We start from the raw sequence: 17,788 nt of genomic DNA, 5'->3' as shown, positions 1-17,788 counted from the left end.
GGAGACGACGGAGACGGCTCGACGGGGTAGCGAACGCGAACACGGCTCCGACCACAACGGCGGCTCGATGGAGGTGAGCTAGTATGGAGGAGTACAGCTGGCTGCTGGCCATCATCGTCCTCCTGCCGCTGATCTCGGCCTCGGTGCCGATCGCCGCGACCATCCGGTGGAAAAACGTCGGCTGGGCGTTCGCCAGCGTAATCGTCACCGCGACGCTCGCGATGTCGGCCGCGCTCGCGTGGATGATCACGCAAACCGACGATCGACAGCTGAGCCACGAGCTGGGTGGTGTCGAGGTTCCGGTCGGGATCGAGCTGTTTGCCGACGAGTTCTCGGTCGTCGTCATCCTGCTCGTGTTGCTCGTCTGTCTCGGCGTGCTCGTCTATACGCGTGTGGACGGTCCGCGAGGGAACGCCTTCTACGGCGGTTTCCTCCTGCTGGTCGGTGGAATGCTCGGCATCTTGCTCACCGGCGACCTGTTCAACATGTACGTCTTCCTCGAGATCATGGCGATCTCCTCCTACGCCCTGGTCGCGTCCTCGAAGTACCGGTGGTCGACCTACGCGGCGTTCAAGTACCTGCTGGTCGGTACCGTCGGCGCCGGTTTCTACCTGCTCGGCGTCGCGCTGATACTTGCTTCGACCGGGACGCTGACAATGCGAATGCTGCCGGAGCTGCTGGCCGACGTCGGCTACACCGACCCCGTGGTGACCGCCGCGTTCATCCTGATAGCAGTCGGGCTCGCGATCAAGATCGCGCTGTTCCCGGTCCACACCTGGCTAGCAGACGCCCACGCCTCCGCTCCGGACGGGATCAGTGCCGTCATCTCGGCGCTCGTGCCCGCCGTCGCGATGTACGCCTTCGTCCGCGTGCTCTTTACCGTCTACACGCTCGACTTCCTGGCGGCCAACCCTGCGATCGGGAACATGCTGCTGGTCGCTGCGCTCTTTAGCCTCTTTGCCGGGAGTTTCTTCGCGCTCCTGCAGGACCACATCAAGCTCGTACTGGCCTACTCGACGGTCTCGCAGTTCGGGCTCATCTTCGTCGGCATCGCGATCGCAAACGAGACCGCGGTCTTCGGCTCCATCCTACAGATCTTCGGCCACGGAATCGTCAAGGCCTCGCTGTTCGTGCTGGCCGGGATGTTCGCGCTTCGCTTCGGCGGCATCCGCACGCTCGAGGAGTACGCCGGCGTCGCGAAGCGCGCACCGGTCATGGCCGGCGCCTTCGCCGTGCTCGGGATCGCGATGATCGGCCTGCCACCGACGGTCGGGTTCGTCGGCAAGTGGTACATCGCGCTGGGGGCCTTCGAGGAGGGGATGTGGGTCGTCTCCCTGCTCGTCCTCGGCAGCACGCTGCTATCGGCGGGGTACATCCTGCCCTTCATCAACCGGATCTACTTCCATCCCTTCGATGGGAAAGACGTGGATCCGGCCGCGATCACGAAAGGGATGCTGATCGCCATCGTCATCGGAGCCGCGCTCGGCCTGACCCTCGGGTTCGCCTCCGCGGAGATCCAGGACGCGATCAGCACGTCCGTCGATCGACTGGTCGCCTAGCCACGGCGGACTGCGGCTCCGTTCTCGGCCGTTTTTTCTCCGGTGAACGAGCCTGCCCTACTCATCGTCCTTGAGAACGGGGCGTAGCGCGCTCACCGACCACCGCCCGGCTGTGAAGAGTGTGGGCTCGAGCGCTCGCCGTTCGAGGAAAGCGGTGTGGCGGCGACGGGCGTCGACTCGAGAACAGCGACGCGTTACGGCTCCGGGTCGGCTTCGGGTTCGCCGCCCGCGTCACGTTCCTCGCTGCGGACGACCCGAGCTGGGACGTCGACGATCGATCCGGGCCCTTCCCGAGACGCCGACACCACGATCGACCGCTCCATGACCGAGGCCCGCAGCGCCGGACTCGCGGACGTCGCCTCGCGGCGGTATCGGCCGTCGCCCCGGCTGTCGTCCCTGACGCCCCGCGGCGTCGGGGAGTCGCCATCGACCTCGAGCCCCGCTTCTCGACACAGCCGTTTGAGCACCGATCGGGCCCCCTCGGTGGTGATCGCCGGCGGGGCGATCGATCGCTCGCGAGCCAGTTCCGTCGCCGTCGCGTCCGCGAGCAGGGTGTCGATCGCCTCCGCATCGTGGCCCCGTGCCCGGAGCACCTCCCGGACTCGACGGGCGATCGAGGGGGCGTGACGCGTCGGGAACAGCGGCCAGTCGTTCGACGGCGGATCGAGCGCGACCCGGTACCGCCGCAGCGGGGTCCGAACCGCAGCCGACAGCAGCACCTCCTCGAGTCGCTGGGAGCGACCGAGGACGCGGATCGTTCCGGTGTAGAAGTCGACGTCGTCCCAGACCGCACCCGTTCGTCGGTCGTCCCTAGGGACCCGGAACAGCTCGCTACCCCGCACGTCCGAGTAGAGAAAGAGCGCGACCAGGGCGTACTCCCGCAGGCGGTCGCGACGGGTTTCGCGGTCGCGGTCCTCGCTCGTCGCGGCGATCGCGCGCTCGCGGACGTGGCGCTCGAGGACGTGCCGTCGGTCGGCGGTCCAGCCCGGTTCGGCGTCGGCGTCGCCGTCGACGGTCGGCGGCAGCGCGGCCGCGACGTCCTCGACTGCGGCGGGGTTCGTGTCGCGGAGCCCGCTCCGAACGCACCACGAGAGGAAGGCCCGGACGACCGCGTAGTAGGTGCGAGCCGTCGAGGCCGCGTAGGTCCCCTCGTCGGTCCGAGCCCGGAGCGTCTCGGCGTAAGCCCGCATCTGGTCGGTTTCGAGCGCCGAGAGCGACCGAAGATCGTGTTCGGCGTCGAGCCAGTCGACCCATCGCCGGAGGACGGATTCGGCGTTCGCGGCGTAGGTTCCCGCGCCGGAGCCGTCGGGGTCGCCGAGCGCCTTCCGCTCGAGGTAGCCGTCGACGGCGTCGGCGATCGCGATATCGGTCACGCGATCCCTACCCCCACGTCGTGCTCCGGCGAACGAGGGTGTGACCGTCGGACTCGAGGGCACCGTCGCTCGATTCGATTCGGGTCCTCGCCGGCGTACATCTCGTTTGGAACAGTACCGTCGGACCACCCTAAATCTGGCTCCCTACTGCTCGCGCTCGAGGGAGAGCTCGCGGGTCTCGACGCCCGCCCGCTCGGCCCGCTCGTTCGAGTCGAGCAGGCGCTCGAGTTTCGCCTCGAACTCGGCCTCCGAGAGCTCGCCGGCGGCGTAGCGGTTCTGCAGCTCGGTGACGGGGTCGGCCGGCTCGGGGGCGGGCTGGGCGTCGGCGTCCTCGTCGCTTCCCACTCGCTCGGTGAGATACCAGACGAGAAAGACGCTGATGACCAGCAGAACGGTGATCGCGACCGCGTAGATCGGCCCGGCGAAAAGCAGGGCGGCGATGATAACGATATCGGCCAGCACGAACTTGATGGCGAAGATCTCGGTGAGGCTGTAGCCGCCGTCGCTGCCCATACTCGAACTAGGTCGGTGACGGAAATAACTATGGGGGGAGTCGGCCGAGCACGAGACGGTCGAGGCGGTCGCCTCGAAGAGAAGCGGTAATGGACCCGGCGACCGTGGAGCGACTATGCGCACAAGTCTCGCCGTTCCGGACGAGATCCTCGCGGAGTTCGACGCGACCTGGCAGGCCGAGGGGCTCGACTCGCGGTCGCGAGCCGTTCGCGAGGCGATGGCCGAGTACGTCGAGCGCCACCGGACTCTCGAGACGACGACCGGCTCCGTAACGGGCGTCATCGTCTTCGACTACGAGCACGAGCGAGTGATCGAGCGACTCCACGACGTCCAGCACGACTACCAGGAGGCGATCATCTCGACCAGCCACGCCCACCGGGGCGAGTGGTGTCTCGAGACGGTGTTCGTCGACGGCGAGGCCGAACGGGTCAGACAGCTCATCTACCGGCTGAAGGATTTTGACGGCGTACGACGGGTTCGGTTCATGTTCCTGTAGCTCGCGAACGGTTCGGTACCGCCGATCCATCTATCGGGCTCCGAAAGCGTCCGTGCAGTATCGGCGTTGCGACGCCCGGGAACGGAACCGAACGGAAATCCGACTTCTTCCAGCGGATCGGGTCCGTAAGTGGGGTGCCAAGCACCGGGCGGCACCCGCGGAGTCGAGGAGTCGGCTCTGAAATCTCGGCGACCCGAGGACGACAAGCCGACGGTTGAGCGTCGGCGGGGGTCGTTCGGTTTCGACCCCAGGGGCCGGGTCTCCGTCGACGGCGCCGCGACGCCGTCCTCGTCTCCGGTTGAAGCGTCCGTTCTGACCGAACGGACCGGTTTCGGTGCAGTCGGATTCCGGCAAGCCGATTCGGTGGCCGACCGATTGCCGGCTCGCGCGACGAATCGCAAACGAACTGTCGTCGCCCCCTGGGATAAACCACTTACGACGATACGAAACTGGCTCCGTGGCGACCGCGCTCCAGCGAGCGTCGAACGGGCGTCGTCGCGCTCTCAGCGAGCCGAACCCGGTGTGAGCCGGGCTCGCGATGGTCCGATCGATCGTTTCCCCGTCCGGACCTCGAATCGTCGGGCGCCGTCCGCTTCGAGTTCGACGTCGATCACGTGGAGGTGTCGCTCACGGGCGCTCCTTGTCGCCGACGTCAAAGCCCAGTCAGCCCGGTGGTCTGTACGTTGTCGAACAGCGAGTGAACCGCTCGGGGTCAAGTGGTTCGAGACGCCTTCGGTGTCTCGTCACTGAGCGGGATCGAAGATCCCGCGAGGTCCGCGAACCCTCCGGGTTCGCTTGATCACGGAAATCTTTAATTTCCGTACGACCCCGAGGCACTCGGCTTGCTCCGCCTGTAGAAAAACGGGGCGTCCTCGGGGTTCCGCAGTACTCCATCCTGCGGAGCTCGTGGTCGCTGATGCTGGCGACCAGCGGCACCAGCCGGTCGCCGACCCGCATTCTCCGAGGAAGGTGACTCACTTCCCGACGTCCTCGGCGTCGAGTCACTGCAGCGTCACCGCACCGGTCGGATCCCGCCCGCGCCAGGTCGCGCTCAGCGTGGATAGGTCGGCCGTCGGCGTCGCGTCCTCGCCGAACTCGAAACTCGTACGGCCGGCGGCGCTGGCGACCGCGATCCCGCCGACCCGGGGGATCCGACGATGCGTGTGGCTCGCCTCCATGAGTATGGAGGCTACGTCCGTCGCGAGTGAAACGAGTTTCGAGGACGAACCTTTTGGCACGGCTCGCCCAAGCCTCGGTATGCATCGGCTGGTCGGGACCGACTCCGTACACGCGACTGCGGCGATCTGTGACTATCTCGAGGACGAACTCGTCGACGACGTGACGATCGTCGCGCCGGTCGAGCCGGGCGACGAAACCGCAAGACGCGACGGGCAAGAGGCACTGAACGTCGCGTCGGTTCGGCTCGTCGGCGCCGACGTCGAGACCGAGCTCCGCGAGGACGGCTCCGGCTCGGTGCTGTGCGAGGTTGCCGCGACGATCGAGCCCGACGAGGTGATCGTAGGGTCGAGCGACGTCCTCGAGCCCGAGCGGCGGGCGCTGCTCGAGGCGGAGCGCTGGCCGGTCGTCGTTGTTCCCGTTCCCGACCTCGAGTGAGTCATACGGTTTGCTGTCCGTCAGTTCCGGCGCAACCGCGACCCGGGCGGCGGTTGTACCGGGAACGCGGTACAGCAATCCGTCTCAGTCGTCGCTGGGTGCGGCCCCGGGTCGGTAGCCGCGGCTGATGGCCTTCCAGCGTCCGGTCGAGAACCGGTAGTAGTTGATCACGGCGGGCGCGGCGGTTTCGGCGATGAACGCGAGGTACAGCCCCGTCAGCCCGAGTGCGGGGATCGAAATTCCGGGCGTCGACACACCAAGCACCGGGAGCGTCACGGCGGGGATCGTCAGCCCCGCGGCGCCCAGATAGGCAAGCGGGATCGCGAGCCCGAACATACCGACGAGCTGGCTGTAGAACGGCCACCGGGTGTCGCCGCTGGCCTTGAGCGCGCCCTCGGCGCCCGTCGAGACCCCCTTGAGGACGATCGCCAGGCAGGCCGCGTAGATCAGCGCGACGGCAGTCGGGACCGAGAGTTCGGCCGGATCGTCGGTAAAGGCGAGGACGATCGGCTCCGCGAACGCGAAAACGATCGCCGCGGCGACGACGTAGACGGCGACGGCAAAGAGGACGATCTCGCGGCCGTAGCGCTCGGCGGTTCCCTCGCGGCCGTTGCCCAGCTCCTGGCCGACGAGGCTCGAGGCCGCAAGGCCGAAGCCCCAGCCGGGCGTGTTCATCAGTCCCCAGATTCGCCGGGCGATGACGTAGGCGGCGACGACCTGCGGGCCGAACAGCGCGACGATTGCGAGCATGGGGAACTCGGCGACAGTCCAGACGGATTTGGTTCCCATAACCGGCAGTCCGATCGAGGTCAGATCCCGAATCGTCTCCGCGTCGAAGTAGCCGCCGAACGGATCGACGCTGAACTGGAAGGAACCGATCCCGGGGAGCCAGCCCGCGACGAGCCCGATCGCGAACGTCACGGTGACGACGACGTTCGCCAGGACGGTTCCGAGGGCGGCGCCGGCGACGCCGAGCCCGAGGCCGAAGATCAACACGGCGTTGAGCCCGATGTTGGCGACCGCACCGCCAGCTCGGACGACCATCGGTGTCCAGGCGTCGTCCATCCCGACGAACGTCCGGCTTCCGATGAGGTTCAGTCCCGCGAACGGCACTCCGAGACCGACGATCTGGAGGTAGGTCGCGCCCTTGGAGATCGTCTCGGGATCGTTGCCGATGATCGAGATCAGCTCGGTCGGGTACGTCCAGAACAGGGCCGTCACCGGGAGCGTCAGCAGTAAGACCAGTACGACGCTCGAGCGGACGGCCTGACCCAGCGAGTCGAACGCCTCGGCGCCGTAGCGCTGGGAGACCAGCGCGATGGTTCCCCCGGCGACCCCACCGCCGATGGCGAAGGCCAGTCCCCAGAAGGGGGCGGCGAAGCCGACGCCGGCGATCGCCGTCGAGCCGACCGCGACGCCGACCATCGCAACGTCGACCGCGTTTTTCGACATCCGCGCCAGCCCGGTGAGGACGCGGGGCCAGGCGAGGTTCGTCGTGCGACGCGCTCGCTCGGAGCTGATCAATCCGAACCGGGCGAGCGCCAGCCCGATCCAGAGGATTACGAGTCGGATCGGATTCGGAAACCGGACCACGAGAATCTACAGTTCGTAGCCGACTGCGGTAAAAGTGCTTTCTCGCCGCGGCAGAGGCCACCGCTTTCGAATGCGAGGGAGTAGCGCTCACGGGGGACGGCGCGGAGACTCGCCGACCGAGGTCGGGACCCGTCCCGGGGATCGGTTGCAAGCCCGGTATCGTTCGTCGAACGAAACGACCGCAGCTGTCGGGTAGCGAACGGCTACTTACCACACGGGATCCCGAACCGGGCGCCGATGAGCGACGACATTCCCCTGTTCGAGATCGCCTGGGACGAACGGGACGTGCAGAACGCGATCGACTCGATCACGCGAGGCTCGTACTGGGCCAACGGCCCCTACGTCGAGGAGTTCGAAAACGGCCTCGAGCGCTACCTCGGCGTCGAGCACGCGGTGACGGTCAACTCGGGGACGACGGCACTGGTCGCGGCGCTCGAGGCCCACGGGATCGGCGAGGGCGACGAGGTCGTCGTCCCGGCGTTTACCTTCATCGCGACGGCAAACGCCGTTCGCCTGGCCGGCGCCGAGCCGACGTTCGCCGATATCGAGCCGGAGACGTACGGGCTCGATCCGGCGGCCGTCGCCGACGCGATCACCGAACGAACGGCCGCGATCGTCCCCGTCCACCCCTACGGCGCGCCCTGCCGGATCGCCGAGATCGCCGCGATAGCAGCCGAGGCGGACGTCCCCGTGATCGAGGACGCAGCCGAGGCGTTCGGGAGCACGCACCAGGGACGGACGCTCGGCACGTTCGGCGAGACCGCGGCGCTGAGCTTCTGTCAGAACAAGATCCTGCCGACGGGGGAGGGCGGCGCGGTCGTTACCGACGACGACGAGCTCGCTCGCCGGCTCGAGCGGTTTCGCTCCCACGGGCGGGCCTCCGCGGAGTACTTCGATTCGGCCGCCAGCGGCGACTACGTCGGGCTCGGTACGAACATCCGGATGTCGGATCTCGTCGCGGCCGTGGGCTGTGCACAGCTCGCGAAGGTCGACGAGTTGATCGCACAGCGCCGACGGGTCGCCGACCGGTACGCCGCGGGACTGGCCGGGATCGACGGCGTCGAGCCCCATCCCGAACCGGCCGACGGGCGCCACGTTCGCCAGCTCTACACCGTGACGCTGGCACCGAGTATCGACCGCGAGACCGTAATCGAGACCCTCGCGGCCCGGGGGATCGCTTCGAAGATCTACTGGGATCCGCCCGTCCACCTGACCCGTGCCTACCGGGATCGACACGAGCCGGGATCGCTGCCCGTCACGGAGCGCGTTAGCGGGTGCGTTCTCTCCCTGCCGATCTCTCCTGTCCTCGAAACCGACGCCGTCGACCGCGTCGTCGCTGCCCTCGAGACCGCCGTCGAGTCGACGCGAGTCGCAACCCCCGCCGATCGGGCCGAGCCGCGGGCCGCCGACGACGGTGCCGAATCTGGAGACTGACGTCCTCCCGCGACTACAGTCGTGGGCTTTCTCCTGTTTTTACAGTAATGCGGTGCCGACCATCCCCCAGCCGCCGCATAACAAAGCCTCTCATCCTGTTTTCGCGACTGTAGGCGCCGAACCCGTCCTCGCCGCCGGCGTGGGACGGTCGGCGCACCGAACGCACAACTATGAGATGGGTACCACTCACAGGTGACGACACGTCGATCAGCGAGGCGATCGCCCGCGTCGATCGGACCGACGGTCGCGGCGTCGTCGTCTTCGATGACCGGAACCGACTCGTCGGCGCCGCAACGAGCGACCGACTCAGGGGGGCATTGCTCGAGGGAACGACGCCGGACGCGCCGGTTTCCTCGGTTCTCGACGAGCCAACGACCGCTAGAGACGACGCGCCGTCAGTTCCCGGTCCCGACGCCGAGGACGAACGAATCGACGACACGGTAGAAACCGTTGCCAGCTGGACCGAACGCACCGCCGGGCCGAACGAGGCGGACATCGAAACGATCCTCGTGGTCGGGGGCGCCGGCTACGTCGGCTCGGTTCTGTGTCGGTGCCTGCTCGAGGACGGCTTCGCCGTCCGCGTCCTCGATCCGCTCATGTACGGGGCCCGCGGCGTCGCCGCGCTCGCCGACCGCGAGCGGTTCGAGCTGTACCGCGGCGACGCCCGCGCGGTCGGCGACGTCCTCGGTGCGATCGAGGACGTCGACGCGGTCGTCCATCTGGGCGGGATCGTCGGCGACCCCGCGACCGAGCTCGATCCGCGCAAGACCCTCGAGTACAACCTCCACTCGACGCAGCTGCTGGCGTCGATCTGCAAGTACCACGGGCTCAACCGGTTCCTGTTCGCCTCGACCTGTAGCGTCTACGGGCGAACCGACGGGACCGGTCGGTGTACCGAGGACGACCCCCTGAACCCGGTCTCGCTGTACGCGCGGGCGAAGATCCAGTCCGAGCGGGTCCTCCGGGAGCTCGCCGACGATCGGTTCGAGCCGACGATCCTCAGGATGGCGACGGTGTATGGCTACTCGCCGCGGATGCGCTTCGATCTCGTCGGGAACGTCCTCCCCGCGAAGGCCCACGAGAAGGGCGTCGTTCCCGTCTTCGGCGGCGATCAGTACCGCCCGAACGTCCACGTCGAGGACGTCGCGCGGGCCTACCGGGACTGTCTGAACGCGCCGTTCGAAGACGTCGCTGGAGAGACGTTCAACGTCGGCTCGAACGAGCAGAACTACCGGATCGACGAGCTCGCGACGGTCGTCGCCGACACGTTCCCCGAAGCCGAGATCGAGTACCACGACGATCGGACCGACGAGCGCAGCTACCGCGTCGAGTTCGCGAAGCTGCAATCGCGGCTCGACTTCGAACCGACCCGAACGATTCGGGATCACTGTCTCGAGCTCCGGGAGGCCTTCGAGGCCGACGCGTTCGCCTCGTCGACGGCGACGCGGTACAGCAACCGGGCGACCCTCGAGGCGGCGCCGTCCCACGAGGAGACCGACGCGGTGATCGAGGCCGACGAGGCGTCCGTCCTCGAGGAGCGAGACGAGTCGACCCCGATCGAGGCGGAGGTCGGGGACCGACCGTCCGGCGGAACCCGCTGAGTCCCCCGGAGCTCGAATTTCGACTCCCGTGGTCGGCCAGCGGTTCGAGTCACGTTCGCACCGGCCCGGTCGTCCCGGCGGCGGTCGACCAGAGTCCGGCGAGAGCCGCGCCGAACGTCAGGAGGATCGCGATCGTGAAGCTCCCGGTGTAGGCGACGCTTGCGGTGCCGATCGGGGGCATCGCCAGCGCAGTCACGCCGATCGCGATATTGAAGATCCCGACGACGGCGGTGTCCTTCTCGGGCGAGTAGATCGTCATCAACAGCGGGATGTACAGCGTCGCGGAGCCGCCGAGCCCGAGTCCGATCAGGAAGATCGCGACCGGGAGCGTCGGGATCGAGGAGACGAACAGCAGGGCGATACCGGCGGCCGCAGAGACGAGCGACGTGAGAAAAGCACGACGCGAACCCACGATATCGGCGAGGTAGCCGCTGCCGATCCGGGAGATGATGCTGACGCCGCCGATCAGGCCGAACGCAGCCGACGCGCCGGCTTCGGTCAGTCCGCGGTAGGCGAACAGATCGACGGCGTAGGCCGCCAGTAGCTGGTACCAGGCGAACGAGAGCGCGATGCCGACGAACAGCAGCTGGAACGTGCGGGTGCCGCCGAGACGGGCGAGCCACTCGAGGAGCTCCCCCGCGGTCGCGGTCGACTGCTCGGCCCACCGCGGCCGCCGACAGACCAGGCCTGCGAGCAGGAAGGCGACCGTCGTCAGCGACATCACGAGCAGAAAGCCGGGCCGGACGCCGATTTCGGCGAGGACGTACTGCCAGACCGGCGGGAGCACGGTCAGGCCGAGCCCGTTACCGACGAAGATCAGCCCCGTCGCGGCACCCCGTCGGCGCTCGAACCAGCGCGGGACGACCGACGCCAGCAGGACGAACGCCGTACCAAGCGCCAGCCCGAGGAGGGCGAAGACGACCGCCAGCCCGGCGAGCGACTCCACGAGGTACAACGCGGGCGCCAGCAGCCCCGTCACGAGCGAACAGGCCAGCAGCACGGCCCGAGAGTCCAGTCGGGTGCCGAAGACCCCGACGAGTCCGGAGCCGATGAAGAAGGTACACAGCATGACGGCGAACACGCCCGACAGCGCCAGCGGCGAGACGCCGAACGCGTCGCTGAACGGCGCGCGGAAGATGCCGTACGACAGCGGCGTGCCGAACGTAAAGACCATCGCGACGGCGCCGACGATCGCGACCAGCCAGCTGCGGCGTCCGTCCGGACGCTCGGCGTGCTCGGAGTCCACGCCAGTCTCTCGTTTGCGATCGCTCGAAAGGATTCTGATCCGCGAACGGGTTGCCGGAACCGTCTCGATTCGAACGACGGCCCCCGAAGCTATGTGTCCACATGTCATGGAACGACGTGAGGGCGGACGTCTCGTCATCCAGCAGCCATGTCCGACCGCACAGTACGGTTTTCGAGCCGGTCGTCGCGGCGATCGCTGCCAGCCGAGCGAGCGGGGGTGGGTGGCGAGTGACTCCCGTCGAGCCGATGCTCGCCGTCGCCGGCACGCTGTCGGGCGCGTACCTGCTCGCGTGGTGGTACTGGTGGGACGTGCTGGTCGACAGCGGGGTCGAACTCGAGTACGCGGAGTGATCGGCGGGTCAGCGCGACGGGAGGTCCGTCCTCGCGGCGAGTTTATTCGTCCTCGGCACGTTCGCTGTCCCGATGAGCGATGGAATCGTCGCCGTCGTCAGCGGCACCACCTCCCCCGAGCGCGTGCTCTTCGAGGCGGCCCGGCGCGCCGACGACTCCGGCGGCGCCGTCTACGTCCTCTACGTCCTCGGGTTGGAGTGGTACGCGAGCGCGGAGCTCTGGCTGGCCGAACGCCTGCGGATCCCGACCGGGACGGAGACGATTCGAGAGGTCTGTGAACGGAAGGCTGATCGAGTCGCCGCGCCCGCACTCGAGACGTACGAGACGGCGGGCCGGATCGGTCACCCGATCGACGAGATCGTCGAGTACGCCACACAGGTCGGGGCCGACACCGTCGTCGCCGACGGCGACCTGACGGCGGGCGCCGGTGCCTGGCGACGCGCTTCGGAACCGCTCGAGCCGTTCCGAGAACGGGAGCTATCGGTCGTCCCGGTGTACTGACCGCCGGGCCGGAAGACACTCTGATGACTTCTCCCACGACTGAAGTCGTGAGCTTTCTCCCCGAATCGCTGTCATCGGTCGCGCCGACGCTCTCGCTTCGACTCGAGGACGACATCTCCGCGACCGTGCAGCGTTGGTGAGAACGCGTCAGTGGAGCTGAGCGTTGCGAGACCGACGGCGGGCGCTCGCAAAGTGTCTCATCCGTACCACTCGGTGTACTCGTCGCAGGACTTACACGAGACGTGGGTAACCCACTCCTCACCCCGGTCGTGTTCGGCGGGAGCAACCCGGGAGAGCTTCAGCTGCGTGGAGTCACATTCGGGACACTGCGGCGGGATCGACTCGCTCATTTGTTATCGATCTGCTACGTGCCGCAATAAGTTTTGTTGCCACCGAGACGAATCTGGGACTATTGGGCGAAGGTCGGATTGCCCCGAATTCGCGCCGGACGACGGTCACGGAACCGTTTTTTCCCGCAGTGTAGGAACGACTGGTCGGCATTATCGTTGTTCGAGCGGGAGGGATACGTATGCGAATCCTGATTGCAACCGACGGCTCGGAGGTCAGCGACACCGCAGTCGAATGCGCGGCCCAGGAGGCGAGCGACCGGGACGCCGCCCTGGAGATCGTCCACGTGTTGACGCCCGAAACCGAACTCGTAGACGGGAGCCTCGTCCTTCCGGGCGAGGAACAGGCCGTCGAGTACGGCGAGCGAACGCTACGACAGGCCCGGGAGCTGGCAGCCGAGACCGCGGCCACGGAGATCGAAATCACCACCGAACTGCTCGCCGGACGGCCGGCCGCCGCGATCGCCGACTACGCCACCGAGACGTCGGCAGATCGGATCTACGTGGGTCACCGCGGGCTCTCGGAACGCCAGGAGCAGGTCGTCGGCAGCGTCGCGAAGACGGTCGTCGACAAATCGACCGTTCCCGTCACGGTCGTCAAGTAGCGTGGGAGCGGCTCCGTGGCTGCGTCCTCGCGGTCACCGCACGGTCCGTGGATCCCGCCACGATTGTCAGTCGAACGGGGTTCGTCAGATCTGGGCTCGATATCTGTGGAAGTTTCGTCTTATTCGGACATAGTCCACGAACGTACGACTATTTCTGCAGGGATGGATTACTTACCCCGATAGAAGGAACTATAAGTTGAAAACCCGTAATAGCTACTACGGTGGTGATGCCAACGAATAGCATACGACGATCCCCACGATGCTCCGTGACTGTCGCACCGATACGTAGCTCCTGAGATCAGTGCTGGAGCGCCGTCCAGGCGCCGACTGCCATGTTCGGCCTTTTCGCTGCCGTCCTCGGAACGGTACGGCCCAACCCGTTCCACGAGCGTCGTTTCCGGCTTCCACCGGCGGCGCTCGAGTTCCGTCCGGGCGGTCTGTTCGCTGGGAGTCGCCAGCGACGTCGGTAGCCGACCACTACAGCCCGGTTTAGCCGCAGAAAAACGGTTGCACTCGGCAATTACCCATATCGGATGCGAGAGACGATCACACGATGGCACGTCGCTCGAAGGGTGACTCGCGGGTAGTCGAGAACCCGTTCGTCGCCGGATCCGTCGCGGAACAGCTGTACGACCTGCTCGCCCGAACCGAGACGCCGCTGACCGAAGCGGAGTTCGCCAGGCGTCTGGCCCGGGATCGCGGGACGGTCGCGGAGACTCTCGAGTCGTTCGTCGAACTCGGAATCGTCACCGAACGAGCGGAGTCGCCGCCGACCTACGTGCGCAACGACGCGCAGTTCCCGGGAGACGCCGCGGCGACGCTCGCACGGGAGCGGTCGCTCGAGGACCTCGAGTCCCGTATGGACGAGCTGGTCGATCGGGTGTGGCGCTACCAGCGGCGGTACGACGCCGAGACGCCGCTCGAGGTCGACGTAACGAGCGCGAACGTGACCGAAGCGGACCTCGCCGACTGGGAGGCCGCCCGCGCGGAGCTTCGCTGTCACGAGCGTGCGCGTCGGATCCGCCTCCACGACGTGGTGTCGAACCCCACGGAGCGATCCTGACGGCGACGCTCACGTCGAGGCCGACTCCGTGGACGGGAGCGTAACGATGAAAGTCGACCCCTCGCCGGGTTCGGACTCGAGTCGGATCCGACCGCCGTGGCGTCTGGCGACCCGCTGACAGAGCGCCAGCCCGATTCCCGACCCCTCGTGTTCGTCCTGCGTGTGGAGCCGGTCGAAGATCTCGAAGATCCGCTCCTGGTGTTCGGGATCGACGCCGATCCCGTTGTCCCGAACCGCGACCGCCCACTCGTCCCCGTGGCGCTCGGCGTCGACGCCGACCCGCGGCGGGCCGTCGCCGCTGTACTCGATGGCGTTGTCGAGCAGGTTCTGGAACAGCTGCCGAAGCTGGCTCCGATCGCCCGCAACCCACGGTAGCTCGCCGACAGTGATCTCGGCGTCGGTCTCCTCGATCCGCATCTGGAGATCGGTCAGCACGTCCTCGAGGACGTCCCCGAGATCGACGGGTTCGAGGGGGTCCCCACGGGTTTCGATTCGGGAGTACTGCAGGAGGTCGTCGACCATCACCTGCATCCGATCGGCGCCGTCGACGGCGTACGCGATGAACTCTGCTGCGTCCTCGTCGAGCGCGCCCGCGTATCTGCTCTCGAGCAACTCGAGGTAGCTCGAGACCATCCGCAGGGGCTCCTGGAGGTCGTGGCTGGCGGCGGAGGCGAACTGCTCGAGGCGCTCGTTCGAGTCCTCCAGTCGGTGAACCGTCTCCTCGAGTTCCCACTGCGTTCGTTTGAGTTCGTCGTTGCGCTCCTCCAGGCGGTTTTGCACCCGGCGGAGCGCGTCGTTGTGTCGCTCGATCTCCCGCTCCCGGGAGATAGCCCGCGACTCGTGGATCCCGATCCCGAGGCCGGCGACGGAGCCGATCGCCAGCGCGACCGCGCGGGTCCCGAACGTGAATTCGGTCGGGATCCCGGGATGGACCGCCCGGAGGACGAGAAAGACGACCATGACACCGACGCCGCCGAGACTCCACAGCGCGATCCGCGGGTAGAGATCGGGCTCGATGTCGGAGTCGGAGAGCCAGCTGCCGACGTACAGAAACAGCGCGCCGGTCAGCCCCAGCAGCAGGAAATCGATAGCCGCATCGAGGATCGATCCGCCGCCTCCGACCTTCAGGAGAGACTGGCCGGCTGCGATCGTGATAATGAGCAGTCCCAGCGCGTGTACGTACCGCGACCGACGAACCATCCCCACCGAGTAGGTTCCGCTCACAGATGAGCGTTGTCGCCTTTCGACGTGTAGTTATGGTGTCGATTCGGGCGACGAGGACGGAGATTCGAACGGTCGGTGACGCGACGACCCATCGCTCTCGCGGTGGATCACCAGCTCCTCGCCATCGACCAGGACGGCGACGACCTCGTTGCCGTCGTCGGTCAGGAGCGTGAACCGCTCGAACGCCTCGACGGTCTCGCCGTCCTCGGCTGCCGCCGTCAGGTGAGCGTCGACGACCGCGAGTGTAGGGTGTTCCCGGTCGACGGTCGCGTCCTCGTCGGCGTCCGCCGCGTTCGCGTCCTCATCCGTTCGGGATGGCACCCCGTCCTCGTTGCCGAGACAACCTGCGATCGCGGCTGCGGTTACAGTCCCCGTCGGCGCGAGGATCCATCGCCGTTTCATACGATTCGTGATAAAATCAATATATGAACATCTTCTATTCAATCGCTCACTACCGCGTCGGATATCGGCCAACGCCGGGGGACGACCCCGCGGACTCATTCGACCGCCTGTAAAGCGTTATGTGCTCGAAGACGTTTTCTAGAGCGTGAATGTACTGGGGAGAGATCGGCGGCCGACGGCCGCGAGAGGGGGAGCGATGCGAATGAATCGCCGCGAGTTTGCCGCTGCGGGTGTCTCGTTGTCGGCGTTGCTCGCGGGCTGTACCGATACCGAGGACGACGGGAGCGACGAGACCGATGGGCCCGAGTCGACGGGCGACGATGCGGTCGACGAGGACGGGTCCGCAAGCGACGCCGACGATTCGTCCGACGAGAACGGACCGGACGCCGAGAGTGACACTGAGGACGGACCGGACGCCGAGAGTGACGACGAGGACGAACCCGAGAGTACGGAGTCGGGCGAGGCAAACGAGTCCGACGAGGACGTCGACCGCGACGACGAGATCCACGAGGACGAGTCGATCAACGGCGAGGTCTCGCTGTCTGCGGCCGCCGAGCGACACCTCGCGGTCGAGCGCCACACCTTCACCTGGGGCGACGAGCCGCCCCACGAGTTCTGTGAGGTCCACCTGATGCTCGCAAACGCCAGCGGCGCCGAGGTTACGGCCACCGTAACCGCCCGGCTCTACGACGCGGAGGGGAACGAGCTGTCCTCGACGACCGAGGCCGGGGCCGACGGACCGGAGCCCGGCGCCGACGACGCCGTCTACTCCTTCGAACTGAACAACTGCGCGGACGCCGCCGCGTACGAACTCGAACTCGACGACGTCGAGGCCGACGACGAGGGGGGCGAGCCCGTAGAGCGACACCTGTTCCGGGTCGTCGTCCAGGACGAGTTCGGCGAGCCGATCGATCACGCGACCGTCACTCTCGAAGAACGGGGGCTGGGCGGCTGGGGGGAGACCGAGACAGTCGACGACCACGGCGTGGCCGAGTTCGAGTTCCAGTCCGGCGAGTACGTCCTGGTCGTCGCCGCCGAGGAGTATCCCACGCTCGAGGAGGGCGTCGAACTCACCGGCAACACGGAGTATACGGCGACGCTCCGAGCCGACGACTGACCGAGCGCGCCCGTGATGCAAACGCTTTTACACGAGAACGGCCAGCCATCAGAGGATGGAACCGTTCGTCTTCCCCGCGCTCGCGGCCGTCGTTCTTCTGCAGATTCCGATCTCCGTCCTCGTTCATTTCGACGCGAAGCGGCGCAAGCTCCGATACCCGGCGACCTACGAGTTCGGGGTGTTGGTGCCGCTGTGTGGACTTGTCGTGACGGTCGTCTACCTCTACACACGTCGGAGAGAGGGGCCGGATCCGACTGAAGAAGGCGGTCGACACAGCGAGGGATGAGGGCAACCGGTCCGTCGTCCTCCGGCGGTCGGCGCCCGCGTCAGTTCGCTTCGGTGGCGCGCATTCGATCGGCGCTCGCGGCGGTCGTCGGCACCGCCAGGGAGTCCCGGAGCTCCGCGAGGACGCGCTCGGCGATCGGGCGGTCCCGCTCGGGGGTTTCGGCCGCGTCCGCGTACTGGCGTACCGCCTCGCACAGTCGGTGGCGCTCGCGTCGCGTGAAGCGAACGCAGCCGTGATCGAGTTTGTCGAACGCGCGGTACACTGCGGGGGAGGGCGGGTCGGTCGCCGCGGGCGCGTTCGCTTCTAGCTCGAGACGATCGAGCAGGACGTGGTGAAGCACCCACTGCTGGGCTCTCGATAGGTTGAGGGTGGTTTCCTGGCGGTCGGTCATCGGTCATTCGAACCGTCGACGGACGGTTCCGAAACGCTGCTTCCAAACTGCTTTGGTGGAGGTTGGACCTGCA

At 67.1% G+C, this 17,788-nt stretch carries 20 protein-coding genes; 11 read left to right on the top strand and 9 right to left on the bottom strand.

What is annotated here, in order from left to right; all coding sequences use genetic code 11:
• The first annotated feature begins 83 nt into the window (after nt 1-83).
• Nucleotides 84-1,559, top strand: coding sequence for a monovalent cation/H+ antiporter subunit D family protein (locus NATOC_RS15255; protein WP_015322375.1), 1,476 nt, complete (start codon nt 84-86; stop codon nt 1,557-1,559).
• A gap of 194 nt (nt 1,560-1,753) precedes the next feature.
• On the opposite strand, the gene NATOC_RS15250 is transcribed toward NATOC_RS15255, so the two are convergent.
• Together NATOC_RS15250 and NATOC_RS15245 are read right to left on the bottom strand one after the other, a co-directional pair.
• Nucleotides 1,754-2,932, bottom strand: a complete 1,179-nt coding sequence (locus tag NATOC_RS15250) for a tyrosine-type recombinase/integrase (protein WP_015322374.1) — start codon at nt 2,930-2,932, stop codon at nt 1,754-1,756.
• A 144-nt stretch (nt 2,933-3,076) separates the two neighbouring features.
• On the bottom strand, nt 3,077-3,445 hold the full coding sequence (locus NATOC_RS15245) for an SHOCT domain-containing protein (protein WP_015322373.1): 369 nt from the start codon (nt 3,443-3,445) through the stop codon (nt 3,077-3,079).
• Between the two features lie 115 nt (nt 3,446-3,560).
• Between NATOC_RS15245 and NATOC_RS15240 the strand changes: the two genes are divergently transcribed.
• Complete coding sequence (locus tag NATOC_RS15240; protein WP_015322372.1) at nt 3,561-3,941, top strand: CopG family ribbon-helix-helix protein; 381 nt, start codon at nt 3,561-3,563, stop codon at nt 3,939-3,941.
• A gap of 1,001 nt (nt 3,942-4,942) precedes the next feature.
• On the opposite strand, the gene NATOC_RS21995 is transcribed toward NATOC_RS15240, so the two are convergent.
• The gene (locus NATOC_RS21995; RefSeq protein WP_015322370.1) at nt 4,943-5,119 is read right to left on the bottom strand and encodes a hypothetical protein; all 177 of its coding nucleotides are present in this window, start codon (nt 5,117-5,119) and stop codon (nt 4,943-4,945) included.
• Between the two features lie 79 nt (nt 5,120-5,198).
• On the opposite strand from NATOC_RS21995, the gene NATOC_RS15235 reads away from it, so the two are divergent.
• The gene (locus tag NATOC_RS15235) at nt 5,199-5,555 is read left to right on the top strand and encodes a hypothetical protein (RefSeq protein WP_015322369.1); all 357 of its coding nucleotides are present in this window, start codon (nt 5,199-5,201) and stop codon (nt 5,553-5,555) included.
• 84 nt (nt 5,556-5,639) lie between these two features.
• On the opposite strand, the gene NATOC_RS15230 is transcribed toward NATOC_RS15235, so the two are convergent.
• Complete coding sequence (locus NATOC_RS15230; RefSeq protein WP_015322368.1) at nt 5,640-7,148, bottom strand: MATE family efflux transporter; 1,509 nt, start codon at nt 7,146-7,148, stop codon at nt 5,640-5,642.
• Between the two features lie 237 nt (nt 7,149-7,385).
• Here NATOC_RS15230 and NATOC_RS15225 point away from each other — a divergent pair, with 237 nt between their 5' ends.
• Both NATOC_RS15225 and NATOC_RS15220 read left to right on the top strand, forming a co-directional pair.
• A complete protein-coding gene (locus NATOC_RS15225; protein ID WP_015322367.1) occupies nt 7,386-8,582 on the top strand; it encodes a DegT/DnrJ/EryC1/StrS family aminotransferase in 1,197 nt (398 codons plus the stop codon).
• Nucleotides 8,583-8,752: 170 nt separating this feature from the next.
• On the top strand, nt 8,753-10,183 hold the full coding sequence (locus NATOC_RS15220) for an NAD-dependent epimerase/dehydratase family protein (protein WP_015322366.1): 1,431 nt from the start codon (nt 8,753-8,755) through the stop codon (nt 10,181-10,183).
• A gap of 49 nt (nt 10,184-10,232) precedes the next feature.
• Here the strand turns inward: NATOC_RS15220 and NATOC_RS15215 are convergent, their stop codons facing one another.
• On the bottom strand, nt 10,233-11,429 hold the full coding sequence (locus NATOC_RS15215) for an MFS transporter (protein WP_015322365.1): 1,197 nt from the start codon (nt 11,427-11,429) through the stop codon (nt 10,233-10,235).
• Between the two features lie 227 nt (nt 11,430-11,656).
• Between NATOC_RS15215 and NATOC_RS23090 the strand changes: the two genes are divergently transcribed.
• Together NATOC_RS23090 and NATOC_RS15210 are read left to right on the top strand one after the other, a co-directional pair.
• A complete protein-coding gene (locus NATOC_RS23090; protein ID WP_281170470.1) occupies nt 11,657-11,779 on the top strand; it encodes a hypothetical protein in 123 nt (40 codons plus the stop codon).
• Between the two features lie 72 nt (nt 11,780-11,851).
• Nucleotides 11,852-12,280, top strand: a complete 429-nt coding sequence (locus NATOC_RS15210; protein WP_015322363.1) for a universal stress protein — start codon at nt 11,852-11,854, stop codon at nt 12,278-12,280.
• A gap of 197 nt (nt 12,281-12,477) precedes the next feature.
• Here NATOC_RS15210 and NATOC_RS22455 read toward each other — a convergent pair whose 3' ends face one another.
• Nucleotides 12,478-12,630, bottom strand: coding sequence for a hypothetical protein (locus tag NATOC_RS22455; protein WP_015322362.1), 153 nt, complete (start codon nt 12,628-12,630; stop codon nt 12,478-12,480).
• A 179-nt stretch (nt 12,631-12,809) separates the two neighbouring features.
• Here NATOC_RS22455 and NATOC_RS15205 point away from each other — a divergent pair, with 179 nt between their 5' ends.
• A complete protein-coding gene (locus NATOC_RS15205; protein ID WP_015322361.1) occupies nt 12,810-13,232 on the top strand; it encodes a universal stress protein in 423 nt (140 codons plus the stop codon).
• A gap of 553 nt (nt 13,233-13,785) precedes the next feature.
• A complete protein-coding gene (locus tag NATOC_RS15200) occupies nt 13,786-14,295 on the top strand; it encodes a DUF7342 family protein (RefSeq protein WP_015322360.1) in 510 nt (169 codons plus the stop codon).
• Between the two features lie 9 nt (nt 14,296-14,304).
• On the opposite strand, the gene NATOC_RS15195 is transcribed toward NATOC_RS15200, so the two are convergent.
• Together NATOC_RS15195 and NATOC_RS15190 are read right to left on the bottom strand one after the other, a co-directional pair.
• Nucleotides 14,305-15,495, bottom strand: coding sequence for a sensor histidine kinase (locus NATOC_RS15195; protein ID WP_015322359.1), 1,191 nt, complete (start codon nt 15,493-15,495; stop codon nt 14,305-14,307).
• Nucleotides 15,496-15,549: 54 nt separating this feature from the next.
• On the bottom strand, nt 15,550-15,921 hold the full coding sequence (locus NATOC_RS15190; protein WP_015322358.1) for a hypothetical protein: 372 nt from the start codon (nt 15,919-15,921) through the stop codon (nt 15,550-15,552).
• A 202-nt stretch (nt 15,922-16,123) separates the two neighbouring features.
• On the opposite strand from NATOC_RS15190, the gene NATOC_RS15185 reads away from it, so the two are divergent.
• The gene (locus NATOC_RS15185; protein WP_245549658.1) at nt 16,124-17,038 is read left to right on the top strand and encodes a carboxypeptidase-like regulatory domain-containing protein; all 915 of its coding nucleotides are present in this window, start codon (nt 16,124-16,126) and stop codon (nt 17,036-17,038) included.
• A gap of 55 nt (nt 17,039-17,093) precedes the next feature.
• Nucleotides 17,094-17,324 (top strand): hypothetical protein, encoded by a 231-nt coding sequence (locus NATOC_RS15180; protein WP_015322355.1) that lies wholly within the window; start codon nt 17,094-17,096, stop codon nt 17,322-17,324.
• A gap of 40 nt (nt 17,325-17,364) precedes the next feature.
• Here NATOC_RS15180 and NATOC_RS15175 read toward each other — a convergent pair whose 3' ends face one another.
• The gene (locus tag NATOC_RS15175) at nt 17,365-17,715 is read right to left on the bottom strand and encodes a DUF7853 family protein (RefSeq protein WP_015322354.1); all 351 of its coding nucleotides are present in this window, start codon (nt 17,713-17,715) and stop codon (nt 17,365-17,367) included.
• Nucleotides 17,716-17,788: the final 73 nt, after the last annotated feature.

It is taken from the genome of Natronococcus occultus SP4, from assembly GCF_000328685.1.
GTDB classification, from domain to species: domain Archaea; phylum Halobacteriota; class Halobacteria; order Halobacteriales; family Natrialbaceae; genus Natronococcus; species Natronococcus occultus.
This window is presented reverse-complemented; position numbering and strand designations above follow the sequence as displayed.

What these genes read in the sequence shown, in the direction of transcription:
- NATOC_RS15255 (WP_015322375.1), top strand. Translation starts at nt 84, where the DNA reads ATGGAGGAGTACAGCTGGCTGCTGGCCATCATCGTCCTCCTGCCGCTG.
- NATOC_RS15245 (WP_015322373.1), bottom strand. Translation starts at nt 3,445, where the DNA reads ATGGGCAGCGACGGCGGCTACAGCCTCACCGAGATCTTCGCCATCAAG.
- NATOC_RS15240 (WP_015322372.1), top strand. Translation starts at nt 3,561, where the DNA reads ATGCGCACAAGTCTCGCCGTTCCGGACGAGATCCTCGCGGAGTTCGAC.
- NATOC_RS21995 (WP_015322370.1), bottom strand. Translation starts at nt 5,119, where the DNA reads ATGGAGGCGAGCCACACGCATCGTCGGATCCCCCGGGTCGGCGGGATC.
- NATOC_RS15235 (WP_015322369.1), top strand. Translation starts at nt 5,199, where the DNA reads ATGCATCGGCTGGTCGGGACCGACTCCGTACACGCGACTGCGGCGATC.
- NATOC_RS15225 (WP_015322367.1), top strand. Translation starts at nt 7,386, where the DNA reads ATGAGCGACGACATTCCCCTGTTCGAGATCGCCTGGGACGAACGGGAC.
- NATOC_RS15220 (WP_015322366.1), top strand. Translation starts at nt 8,753, where the DNA reads ATGAGATGGGTACCACTCACAGGTGACGACACGTCGATCAGCGAGGCG.
- NATOC_RS15210 (WP_015322363.1), top strand. Translation starts at nt 11,852, where the DNA reads ATGAGCGATGGAATCGTCGCCGTCGTCAGCGGCACCACCTCCCCCGAG.
- NATOC_RS22455 (WP_015322362.1), bottom strand. Translation starts at nt 12,630, where the DNA reads ATGAGCGAGTCGATCCCGCCGCAGTGTCCCGAATGTGACTCCACGCAG.
- NATOC_RS15205 (WP_015322361.1), top strand. Translation starts at nt 12,810, where the DNA reads ATGCGAATCCTGATTGCAACCGACGGCTCGGAGGTCAGCGACACCGCA.
- NATOC_RS15200 (WP_015322360.1), top strand. Translation starts at nt 13,786, where the DNA reads ATGGCACGTCGCTCGAAGGGTGACTCGCGGGTAGTCGAGAACCCGTTC.
- NATOC_RS15195 (WP_015322359.1), bottom strand. Translation starts at nt 15,495, where the DNA reads ATGGTTCGTCGGTCGCGGTACGTACACGCGCTGGGACTGCTCATTATC.
- NATOC_RS15190 (WP_015322358.1), bottom strand. Translation starts at nt 15,921, where the DNA reads ATGAAACGGCGATGGATCCTCGCGCCGACGGGGACTGTAACCGCAGCC.
- NATOC_RS15185 (WP_245549658.1), top strand. Translation starts at nt 16,124, where the DNA reads ATGAATCGCCGCGAGTTTGCCGCTGCGGGTGTCTCGTTGTCGGCGTTG.
- NATOC_RS15180 (WP_015322355.1), top strand. Translation starts at nt 17,094, where the DNA reads ATGGAACCGTTCGTCTTCCCCGCGCTCGCGGCCGTCGTTCTTCTGCAG.
- NATOC_RS15175 (WP_015322354.1), bottom strand. Translation starts at nt 17,715, where the DNA reads ATGACCGACCGCCAGGAAACCACCCTCAACCTATCGAGAGCCCAGCAG.